The sequence below is a fragment of the Campylobacter coli genome (assembly GCF_009730395.1).
Lineage (GTDB): Bacteria > Campylobacterota > Campylobacteria > Campylobacterales > Campylobacteraceae > Campylobacter_D > Campylobacter_D coli.
This window is the reverse complement of record NZ_CP046317.1, coordinates 70973-82255: the sequence shown is the minus strand read 5'-3', so window position 1 is coordinate 82255 and position 11283 is coordinate 70973. Positions and strand designations below refer to the sequence as shown.

Here is an 11283-nt window from a genome sequence, read left to right as displayed (position 1 = left end):
ATTATAATATAAAAATACTTAATATTAAATTGGATTTAATTTTTTATAAATTCTTTCACAACATTTACGATCTTTAAAAACAAAAGCTGAATCTATATTATCTTTATAAACACCAAAAGATTTACAATCATTTTGTAACAAGCTTTCAAGTTCTTTTAATAGATTTTCCTCATTTTCAACAACAGGTCCAAAACCATCTTTTGTATAATCAAAATATCCTTTTTGCAATGTATGAGAGTTAAAAAAATCCTCTTTATCAAATTGATAATAAATTACTGGTTTTTCTAGATATGCCATCTCAAAAGCCACACTGGAATAATCTGTTATCATTAAAGAAGAATTACAAAATAGCACCTGTAAGCTTTCATCTTGATTTGCTATTTTTATATAAGATGGAAGATTGAATTCTTTTAAATATGGCATAATATTAGGATGAGGATTAAAAACTATAGTATAAGAGTACAACTCACATAGTTTTTTTAGACTATCATTATTCAACAAAGAATTCCATTTTTGAAAATATTCACTTTGTTTGAAATTTTCTTTTAATTCTCTTTTACTAGAATTTGTAACATTGCCAACTATACCTGCTCTCCATGTTGGCATCATAAGAATTTGTTTAGTATCAGATTTATTATTTTTTAGTAAAACATCATGTCTTGCAAGACCTGTTAATAATACTTCTTTTTTTCCAAATTTATAACGGTTATAATTATTTGCTATAGAATCATACTCAGCCCTTGTTGAAGTTATAAATAAATTTATTTTCTTAGAATTAAGCCATCTAGAAAGGTCATTCATAATAACACCATGTTGTACAAAAACAAATTGTTGCGTTAGTGTAACATGTCTTATCAAATACTCATTAGCATGGGAACTAATAACTTTGGAAGCTTTTTTTATAATCCTTTCAAATTCAAAACTTTCAAATTCTACTAGATTAAAACCTTCTTTTTCCAATCTTTCCCAATCTGAGCTTTCTTTTCTTAATGCAAAAACTATTTCTTGCTCAGGATGATTTTGCATGATATATCTGTATAAATGCTCTGCATTATCATCTGCTTCATAGTCTCTATCCATTAAAAGCCAAATATTACTTTTTGGTAGTCTTTTTTGAAATTCTTTTCTGATACTTTTAATATCTAAAGAATATTCACCATATCTTCCAACCATACTTTGTTCGTTGTTAATAAACATCTCCAACTTATCTTTAGCATTTTTTGGTATATGAACCCATAATCTTTTTTGGTAACAAAATACTCTATCTAAAAAATCGTATTTAACTATCTTTTTATAATCAATATATACTTCTTCCCCATCCACAACAATACTTTCTACATCTTTATCATCCCCAGTATAGTAAGTAATTAAAATTTGCTCTTTGTAAGGGTCATAATCTTCTATATAAGCTATTTGAAATGATGGTTTTTCATTTTTGAAACAATTTAAAATTCCTACTTTATGAAAAAAATTATAATTTGGAATATAAAAACTCATAATAACTTCTGATTCAATATAGTAAAAATTTTCATCTAATAAATTTAAATATTCTTGTTTTTCGTTTTCATTTAAAATAGAAATTTTTTCAGGAGAATTGAGTAGGTCTACAATATGCCAATATAAATCATATAGTACTAATTTACAAATAAAACTATAAGAAAAATTTTTATGTAATATTTTCAAATAACCATACTTTGGAACAATCAAAAAAAAATCTTTTGAACGTAATTTTAAATTTAAAGTAGAATTTCCTTCTTCCCTCTTTCTATAAAAATATTTTGCTTTTGATAAAAAAGCACTTTTTAAGTTGATATTTTCTAGCAAATACTCGTTTATAAATTTAGCATCTTCAAAATTTGGTTTTAATTTTTCATCAAATATTAAATTATTTAAAAGTGTGATATTCATAAAGCAACTTGCAGCGGATAATTGTATAAAATTATCAAGATTGTAATTTTTTATAACTTGTATACCATTTTTAAATTTAAAATTCAACGAATGATTATCTTTATATATTCTTTGTTTTTTATGATAAAAAATTACATTACACGCTATCATACAAATATCATCATCTTGGTGAGCTGATAAAAATTTATCTACTTCATAAAAATAATTTCTATCCAAAAAATCATCTGGATCGGTAAAAGTAACCCAAGGAATTTGATAGTCATTTTCTTGCATATATTTTAAGCCTAAATTTCTAGCACTAGCTTGACCACCATTTTCTTTGTAAAGATAGACGATATTTTTAGGATATTTTTTTTGGTATTTTTTGATTATTTGTGCAGAATTATCAGTAGAGCCATCATCTACAAGTATCATAAAAATATTTTTTTTAAAATCAAGTCTTTGGTTTATTATGGATTTAAAATAATCATCTAAATATTTTTCTACATTATATACAGCTGATATTATAGCGTATTGAGTGAAGCCTTTGTGTTTTTTGGGAAGGTATTTGTTATATACACCACTCAACCAGAAAACTTTTTTTTCTATAGCATCTTTGAAGAATAGTTTTGGATTCGTTCTAAGCTTTCTTAATTTTTTAAAATTTAAAACCATATTTAACCTTTAAGTGACATGATTTTTAGTCCAATATCATGCAATGATTGAATTAATTTTTGATTTTTTAAGGTCAAAGCCTGCTGGTAATCTCTGTAAAATTCTAATGGCAATCTTTTATTTAAAACATCTCTTTTAATATTTTTTTTATATTCTATGAAGCCTTTTTGATGTTGTAAAGATACTCTAATAACGCTAAAGGGCAAAGTTAATCTTAATATACCTTTTTTTCTAGAGAGTTCTTTTGTAAGTTTATACGAAAGATATTTTTTCACTCTATCAACTGCTCCTAAGGGTTGATTTTGTATATATATTTTTAAATTTTTAGTGTGTTTTTTTAGACACAATGGATCTTTGTCGAACCTTTGTAAAGTTAAAGCCTTATTACAAACTACTGGTAAAAAATGTGTTTTTATACCTTCACTTAAATAGTGATTAGAATCAATGAATTTGATAAAATCTAATGCGATTTGCATCCAACTTGCACTTTCATAGTATAGTCTAGTTATACTTGAATTCTCAAAAACATCTATTTTTTTTAGATGCGAATTGGGATGTATTATCCATTTTTTATTAGTAAAATTCATAGAGCTTAGTTCTCTTAAACGATAAATATATATTTGTTTTGATAATACATAGATATTTTTACTTAATGCAAATAATAACACTCCAAAATGACAATCTTCTGCAAAAATTCCATTAATAAATTTTAATTTTATATTTTTAAAAAAATCAAAATTAATCATACCTTGCCAAGTAAACCAAAAATAAAAAAGTCTTCTTTCTCTAGCCTTCTCTAGCCATTCTTTAGGCGTGATGATAATCTCATTTTTATAATCAAAATAAGTCATTTGGCTAATGTGCTTTCTTTTGACTTTATCATACAAAGGTCTATAATCAAACCACACCACATCTACCCCATCCATTCTAGGTACACATTCTTCTATGCAGTTTAATTCCCAATAATCATCAGAATCTAAAAAGATAATATAATCTATAATAGGATAAGTAAAGCTTGTTAAATCTTGTTCATTATTAAAAGCTTTATAGCTTTTATATACAGTATATATTTCATAAGGATTATTACCCTCTATATTAAATTCTATTAAAGAATTTTCTTTTATAGTTTGAGTTTTGTTTTTGAGTTTATATTCTCCACTAAAATATTCTATCCCTACATTTCTAGCTGTACTTTGTCCACCATTTTTTTTATCAAAAAGAGTGATTCTTTTATCTTTTAGAGTATATTCTTTTGCAATATTGAGCGAGTTTTCATCTGTACTACCATCATTTACTAGTATGATTTCTAAGTTAGTATAAGTTTGATTGATTACACTATCTAAACATTCTTTTAGATATTTTTCTACATTGTATATAGGGATTACTACGCCGATGGTTTTAGTTTGCATTGTTATGCCTTTTATAAAATTTAGAATCTTTAAAAAAATCCCTAGGATTAAAAAATAATTTTCTTGCTAAACGATAAAATTTAGTCTGTGAAATCAAACTTAATAAGAAATTTAAACCCAGAAATTCTAAAATTTTGGAAAAAAATCTCACCCTTTTTATCTCATACAAATAAGGCTTATAAACAAAAGATTTTAAAGAATAATACTCTTTGTCATAATTTCCCAACATAAGCATTTTTTTCTTATTAAAAATAATTTGATAAAAATCATCATTTTTGGCAAAACTATAAAGTTCATTTTTTAAATAAAAAACAATTTTATACAAATCATCATCTTTATCAAATCCTAATTTCTGGATAAAAGTAAGAATTTTCTTCTTTTCTTCAAATTTCAAAGAAATGATATAAGCTTGCATTTCTTTAATTTGTAATTTATCTAAATCAATATCCCAATACTTTCTATCATAAAGCCCATTGGCATCTTTATAAAACAACCAAGAATCAGGCAAAATTCCAGACTCAAAATACACACAAAGATAGTCTTTAAAAATTTTGTGCAAATCTTCGTTGTATATATTTTTATCTAGTAAAATTTTATCGAATTTTTCTTCTTGTAAATAAATTTCAATTTCTTTTTTACTTTGATAAGCAAGCTCATCTAAGCTTCTATAAACAAACTTGCCCAAATAAACGCTCAAAGCTCTAAAATTATATTTTTTATTTGCAATAACTAAAATTTTAGTATTTTTTACACTTGAAATTTGCAAAGGATCTATAGAATAATCTTTTATTTTTTTCAAGTGTTTGTAAAATAACTTATGATTTTTATGCTTTTTATCCATATAACCATTTTGATTTGGCTCTATATGCCAAAGATGGTACATATAAATTCCATAAAAACATAGCTCATAACCAAGTAAAGAAAACCAAGAACGAAAACCTTTAAAGTTATAAAAATTCCAATTTCTAGAATCATAATTTAAATTTAAAGGAATCTTCTCAAATTTTAAACAAGAGTTTAAAACTCTAGCAAAAAGATCAAAATCTTCATAGCCATGACCTATAAAATTTTCATCATTTCCGCCAATTTCTAAAAATTTATGTCGATTGATAATCAAACCCGAAGTCGAACTCGGAGCAAAAAACTTAACAAGAAAATTTTTTCCACTGATTAAATCTTCTTGAATCAATACATCCCATAAATCCATTGGATATTCTTTTAAAATTTCGCTAGCCTCTTGCGTTAAATATACTACAGGCAATACTAAAAGAGCACTGGGGTTGTTTAAAATATTTTTGATTTTTATAAGTTTTAAAATTTTTTCAAGACTATCAAAAGAAATAAAACAATCAAGATCTAAAAACAAAAGTACGCTAGCATTGGCATAACTAGCACCAAAATTTCGACATTTGCCTTGAGAAAAATACTCTTCTTGACTCTCATCTTTGAGATAAATGTGATTGTTTTTTAGAATACATGTCTTAAGATTATGCTCTTGCGAAGAATAACCCTCGACAAATATAAATTCTATCTTTTCATCAGTTTTAAAACACTGTGCCTTTTCATAAACTCTTTCCTGTATATAAGAGCGTTCTTTACTCAAACCAAAAGGTATTATCACAGATAATAAGGGCATAAATATTATACATTCCCTATCGCATAAAGCTGTATGATGCCTACCACTTTATCTTCTTTGGAAACGACAATTTCTTTGATCTTATACTTTAGCATGATCTCTTCTGCTTCACTTGCCATAGCATCAGCATCGACCACTTTAGGATTTATACTCATGATCTCTTTGGCTTTAAAATCAAATCTTGGTTTATCATTAGCCTTTAAAGCGCGGCGCAAATCCCCATCGGTTATAATGCCTACTAACTTTTCATTTTCAACCACCAAACAAAGTCCTAATTTCCCACTTGTCATCACATCAACAAGATCATTAAATTCAGTATCAGGATGAACTATAGGAAGATTTTTAGATACCATTAGATCACTTACCCTAGTTAAAAGCTTTCTACCCAAACTTCCACCTGGATGAAATAAAGCAAAATCATCAGGTCTAAAATTTCTAGCCTTCATCAAAGCTGCTGCTAAAGCATCACCCATTACTAAAGTAGCGGTTGTCGAAGACATCGGAGCAAGTTGCAAGGGACATGCTTCTTCTTTTACAGATATATTTAAAAAAACATCCCCTTGTTTTACAAGAGTAGAGTTTTTCTTTCCACACATGGCTATAAGAGGGATTTTACGTTTTTTAATCGCAGGGATGATTTTTAAAATCTCTTCAGTCTCACCTGAATTTGAAATAGCTATCAAAACATCATCAGGAGTAAGCATCCCAAGATCCCCATGCAAAGCCTCTCCAGGATGGATAAAAAAGCTTGGAGTTCCTGTGCTTGCTAAAGTTGCAGCTATCTTAGCCCCTATATGACCTGATTTTCCCATGCCACTGACTATGCAACGCCCCTTTGTATGAAGCATAAGTTCTATGGCTTTAGAAAAATTTTCATCCAAATTTAAAGCCAAATCCTCTATAGCCTTAGCCTCTGTCGCAAAAACTTCTTTAGCTATCTTTAAAGTATCAATTTTCATTTTATATTACCCTAAAATCATCATAAATTTAACACCACATTCGTTGCAACGGCAATTTGATATAAAATTTGCGTTAGCATAGAAAAAATTTGTAAATTCTCACTCTCAACCTTAGGCAAGACTAAGACAGAATCACCTGGCATCATATCAACACTTCCACTATATCTTTGAGCCTTGCCATTGTTGCGTATAACAAGTACTTTGGAGGTATCTGCTCTTTCTCCATAACCTCCTGCGAGGTTGATATAGTATTTTAAATTTTCACCCTTATTATAAACAAAAGCTCCTGGTAAAGTAACCTCGCCTTGGACTATGATAAGATTGTTTTTACTAGGGACATTGATAGTATCACCCTCTTCTAGTATAACCTCTCCATAAGATTTTGGTTTATCGATAACAATTTGCCCCTTAGGCTCTAATTCTCTTGCTCTTTGGATAAACTCAAGTATCAATTTTGCTTGTTCTGCTTTGATAGCCGCACCCTGAGAAGTCACTGAAGGACTAGTTAAAGCAAGGGTTTCAAGCTCTTTAAGCTGAGCATTGATAAGATCTTTTTGAGTTTTGGCAACACTTTTTCTAAAAACTTGCAAGGCATTCATGTCCGATTGCCCATTTGCCACGATCAGTCTTGAAACATCCTCTAGCGTCGTTCCTTTTCGAACTACCAAAGTTTTAAGCCCGCTATGCTCGCCATTGACTGTTATACTGATATTTTGCGAAACGTATTCGGGATTAAACTGCACCTCATCACCCGTTTTTAATAAAACTTTAGAAAATTGCATTTTATTATAAGCACTTACTTCAAGCTTATGATCATTTCCATAACTTCTTAGTATCGCATTAGTTACTATAGGTTTGGCACCTGCTACGCGGGCTAAATCAAATAAAGTTTTAATATCATTTGCAAGCTCAAAGCGAAACGGTCTTTGCACATCTCCATTTACAAAAACATAACTTTGGACATTGCCCACCAAAACCACATCGCCACTTCTAAAAGGAAAAAGATCCATTTGACCCTTAAGTAAAAAATCATACAAATCTATCTTTTTAATCACAGCATTATTGCGTAAAATTTGAATATCTCTAAAACTTCCGTATTCTAAATTTATCCCGCCTGCCTTATCAAGATACTGGATCACAGAATCCGAGCTAAGACCTTGATAAAGCCCTGGAGCATTAACACTGCCTGTGACAAAAACGCTAACATTTTGATAAGCATTCATATCCGCATAAACAAAAACATTATTTTTATAAATTTTATTTACCTGAGCTTTAATCACACTTACAAGAGCACTATTTTTTACCCCTAGTAAATTTACCGCTCCTACCTTAGGGATAAAAATATTTCCTTGAGAATCCACAACTAAAATTTGTTCAAATTCAACCGCACCCCAAATTTTAAGACTGATTTGATCTCCTACTGCGATTTTATAGTCAGGATTATAAATCCTTTGAGTGTAATTTTTGAAATTTCCATTAAATAATTCCGCGCCAAATACAGGAATTTGAGTAGGGGCACTCTTACTGATATTGTTTTCTAATCCTTGAACAAAGCTAGTTGTGCTAGAATTTCCACTTGAGCTAATCTGTGAAACATCTATAGCTCCAAAACAAAAAATACAACTTAAAAATAAAATTAATATTTTTTTCATTTTAATACTTGTGCTCCTCTATAATCATTTTAACAAATTTAATCACCCCAAAAATCAAAGATAATACAATAAATGCTGTTAAGATATTATAAATTTTTTCAGGGTATTTTGCACTTTGGGGTACATCAGGGGTTTGAACGATAACTAGTTGTTTAATCTTTCTTAAAGCTTCTATCCTTGCACTTTCATAAGCTTTCAAAGCCGCCTCATAAGCACTTTGAGCAAAGCCTGCTTCTATGATTAGATCTTGAAATTTAGCAGCTAGATCATTGAGTTTTTGAGAAGAATTATCGGCTGAAATTTTAGATCTTTCTTTGACTAATTGTTTTTTTAAAGCAGTGATTTCAGCCTTTAGGGTTACAATTTCAGGTGCGTGATCATTCATATAGCTTTGCATGGTTAAAAGCTTAGCTTCTCTTTGAGCGATATCTGATTCAAGTTGAGTTACTAAGCCAGCTTTAGCTTCTGCTTGTTTTAGAGGATCAAAAACTCCGTATTTATTTTGAAAGGCAATCAAATCGTTTTGCGCTTTTTGATAGCGTTCTTTATATTTTACCAATTCTTCTTCCGCAAAGCTCATTTGTTCTCTTGCTGCCTTGTGTGAAATTTCATTGATAAATTTTTCACTTTCTTGCATAATGGTTTTGGCGATTAAATGCGCAGATTCTGGAGTAAATCCTTCAACCTCGACATTTAAAAGTCCTGTTTTATCATTCACATGTACTTTAACGCGGCTTTGATAATATTTTAAATAACTTTCTATAGAGCTAGAACTTGATAAGCTAAAAAATAAATCGATATATTGCTCATTGTAAAGTTTTTTTAGATGAATTTTTTCATCTAGAATCTTTAACATATCAAGCGATTCTATATAGCCTTGTAAAAACTTGATATCTTCGCTAGTATTGGAAGTTGCGGTTAAAAGCGACAAAACCCCGCTTGCTTGAGTGCTTCCAGTAGTTGATTTTACACTCATGGTGATAGTACTTACATAACGATCAGCGGCAATTAAAATATAATAAATGATCACAAAAATCATCAAGATCCATACTATCTTGAAAGAATCAAAAATACTTAGATCTTTAATTTTATTAAAAAATGTATTTATTTTTGTCATTATTTTTTTCCTTGATAGACGGCTATGCCCTCATCTACATCATCATAAACAGTAGCTTTTCCATTTTCCATAAAGATAATTTTATCACACCATTCTTTAATTTCAGCCACATTGTGTGAAACCATGATCACTTTAGATTGGCTCAATCTTTCTTTATATAATTTATGGCTTTTTTCTCTAAATTTAGGATCTCCTACAGCTCCTGCCTCATCAATTAGATAATAATCAAAATCAAAAGCCATGCTAAGCCCAAAAGCTATCCTAGCACTCATACCCGAAGAATAAGTATTCATAGGCTCATCAAAAAATTTGCCAAGCTCTGCAAAATCTTCTACAAATTTGACTTTTTCATGAAGCTCTTCACCCTTATAGCCATAAACCCTAGCTACAAATTTAGCATTATCTCTAGCTGTTAAGGATCCTTGAAAAGCTCCACTTAGACCCAAGGGCCAAGAAAATTTTTTATTGGTGATGATTTTTCCTCTATCGGGAAGCTCAGAGCCACTTAAAAGCTTCATTAAAGTTGATTTTCCTGCACCATTTCTACCCATTAAACCTATACTACAATTTTCAGGAAATTCAAAAGTAAAATCTTTAAAAACATAATGCCTTCCGCCATTAAATAAAGGATAAGATTTGGTTAAATTTAAAACTTTTATCATGTTCTTCTCACTGCTGTTAAAGCTTGTCTATTGTAATAATATAAAAAAAGTCCCACAAAAGAAGTGCATATAATGCAAAATATAGGATAAGTATAAGTATAATCATCTTGCAAAGGATAATTTTCAAAAAAATTAAATCTTAAAAGCTCCATAACATGAAGCAAAGGATTATAATATAATATATCAAGAATAGGTTTTGGCATAAGCCAAGTAGGAAAGATAACACCCGAACCCCAATAAAATACTATACTAAAATAATTAAGCAAAGTCTTTAAGGGCTCTAAAAAATATCCAATGATAGCAAAAACCATACCCAAAGCAAAACCCGAACACATAAGCAAAAATATACAAATCATCACGCTTAAAAAATGCCTAGGGATAACTTCTAATCTAAAAAACCAACCCACTATAAACAATACTGCTACAAATATAACAAAATAAATACAAAACTCAAGTAAAGTCCTAGCGATAAAAACATGTATAGGTTTTACAGGTTTGTAAGCAAAAAGAGCCAAATTTGCTCCTATGCCATTCATAAGCTGAGTGACTATACTTCTAAACATAAAATAAGGAACTATGCCTGAAATTAAAAACATAAAAATAGAAATCCCTTCAGGCATTAGCTGATGATGATATTCTCTGAGAATAGTCACAATAGTAGTAAGTATTAAAATGACACTCATAGGCTCGCCAATAACCCAAAAATAACCCAAATATTTATTTTTACCAAATCTAGTCTTTAATTCTCTAAAAAACAAAGCGTGAATTACATTTAACATTTATTTATATACCTAATTTTTGCATAAGCTATAATCATAACTCATTTTTTTAAACAAATCATAAAATTTTATCTTTATAAAATTCAAGCTTTTTGCCAAATCCTAAAGCATTGTTTGTAAATTTAAGCCAATCAAGCTCTAAAGCATAAATTTTTGCACTCTTATCCAATTTTGCAAAAGGAAATTTTGAAAAATAAATTTTTATTTGCTCCTTGCTTGCGCTTTTAAATTTGGCCTTAGCTTGGATGCCTTTTAAAAAAGCTATCTTGCTTTCTTTGGCTATATTTAGCGCTATGCTAGGATTTTTACTAGCTAATTTTATATGCTTTGTATCTTCATGTGAAGCGATGATAAAAGCTAAATTTTTTTCATCAAAGACATAAAAGGCATTGGCTATATAAATGCCCTTTTCATCGCTCATAGCCCAAGATAAAAGCTGCTCATTTTTTATAAATTCTAAAATTCTTTCATCCATTGGGTAAAATTATACTAAATTTTTTTAAAAAA

At 29.2% G+C, this 11283-nt stretch carries 9 protein-coding genes; all 9 read right to left on the bottom strand.

From position 1 onward, the window contains the following. Positions 1-24: 24 nt before the first annotated feature. From FOC43_RS00420 to FOC43_RS00380, 9 genes are read right to left on the bottom strand one after another with little or no spacing between them, the layout of a single operon-like run. Positions 25-2562, bottom strand: coding sequence for a CDP-glycerol glycerophosphotransferase family protein (locus FOC43_RS00420; RefSeq protein WP_155820366.1), 2538 nt, complete (start codon positions 2560-2562; stop codon positions 25-27). Between the two features lie 2 nt (positions 2563-2564). Then, positions 2565-3971, bottom strand: a complete 1407-nt coding sequence (locus tag FOC43_RS00415; RefSeq protein ID WP_004284260.1) for a glycosyltransferase family 2 protein — start codon at positions 3969-3971, stop codon at positions 2565-2567. Beyond that, entirely contained in the window at positions 3961-5607 is a 1647-nt protein-coding gene (locus tag FOC43_RS00410) for a galactosyltransferase-related protein (protein ID WP_004284262.1), read from the bottom strand. Before FOC43_RS00410 ends, FOC43_RS00415 begins: the two co-directional genes overlap by 11 nt. Positions 5608-5612: 5 nt before the next feature. Then, a complete protein-coding gene (locus FOC43_RS00405; RefSeq protein ID WP_141110474.1) occupies positions 5613-6560 on the bottom strand; it encodes a KpsF/GutQ family sugar-phosphate isomerase in 948 nt (315 codons plus the stop codon). Positions 6561-6586: 26 nt separating this feature from the next. Then, positions 6587-8218, bottom strand: coding sequence for a polysaccharide biosynthesis/export family protein (locus FOC43_RS00400; RefSeq protein WP_004284266.1), 1632 nt, complete (start codon positions 8216-8218; stop codon positions 6587-6589). A 1-nt stretch (position 8219) separates the two neighbouring features. Then, positions 8220-9335 carry a capsule polysaccharide transporter gene (locus FOC43_RS00395; protein ID WP_004284268.1) on the bottom strand — a complete coding sequence of 372 codons (1116 nt, stop codon included), beginning with the start codon at positions 9333-9335 and terminating at the stop codon, positions 8220-8222. Further along, on the bottom strand, positions 9335-9997 hold the full coding sequence (locus FOC43_RS00390) for an ABC transporter ATP-binding protein (protein WP_002785623.1): 663 nt from the start codon (positions 9995-9997) through the stop codon (positions 9335-9337). The genes FOC43_RS00395 and FOC43_RS00390 overlap by 1 nt, the downstream gene beginning before the upstream one ends. Further along, positions 9994-10776 (bottom strand): capsule polysaccharide transporter KpsM, encoded by a 783-nt coding sequence (gene kpsM / locus FOC43_RS00385; RefSeq protein WP_002788478.1) that lies wholly within the window; start codon positions 10774-10776, stop codon positions 9994-9996. Before kpsM ends, FOC43_RS00390 begins: the two co-directional genes overlap by 4 nt. A 58-nt stretch (positions 10777-10834) precedes the next feature. Then, positions 10835-11251, bottom strand: coding sequence for a hypothetical protein (locus FOC43_RS00380; RefSeq protein WP_002797190.1), 417 nt, complete (start codon positions 11249-11251; stop codon positions 10835-10837). Between the last annotated feature and the right edge of the window lie 32 nt (positions 11252-11283).

What these genes read in the sequence shown, in the direction of transcription:
- FOC43_RS00395 (WP_004284268.1), bottom strand. Translation starts at nt 9,335, where the DNA reads ATGACAAAAATAAATACATTTTTTAATAAAATTAAAGATCTAAGTATT.
- FOC43_RS00410 (WP_004284262.1), bottom strand. Translation starts at nt 5,607, where the DNA reads ATGCCCTTATTATCTGTGATAATACCTTTTGGTTTGAGTAAAGAACGC.
- FOC43_RS00420 (WP_155820366.1), bottom strand. Translation starts at nt 2,562, where the DNA reads ATGGTTTTAAATTTTAAAAAATTAAGAAAGCTTAGAACGAATCCAAAA.
- FOC43_RS00400 (WP_004284266.1), bottom strand. Translation starts at nt 8,218, where the DNA reads ATGAAAAAAATATTAATTTTATTTTTAAGTTGTATTTTTTGTTTTGGA.
- FOC43_RS00380 (WP_002797190.1), bottom strand. Translation starts at nt 11,251, where the DNA reads ATGGATGAAAGAATTTTAGAATTTATAAAAAATGAGCAGCTTTTATCT.
- FOC43_RS00415 (WP_004284260.1), bottom strand. Translation starts at nt 3,971, where the DNA reads ATGCAAACTAAAACCATCGGCGTAGTAATCCCTATATACAATGTAGAA.
- kpsM (WP_002788478.1), bottom strand. Translation starts at nt 10,776, where the DNA reads ATGTTAAATGTAATTCACGCTTTGTTTTTTAGAGAATTAAAGACTAGA.
- FOC43_RS00390 (WP_002785623.1), bottom strand. Translation starts at nt 9,997, where the DNA reads ATGATAAAAGTTTTAAATTTAACCAAATCTTATCCTTTATTTAATGGC.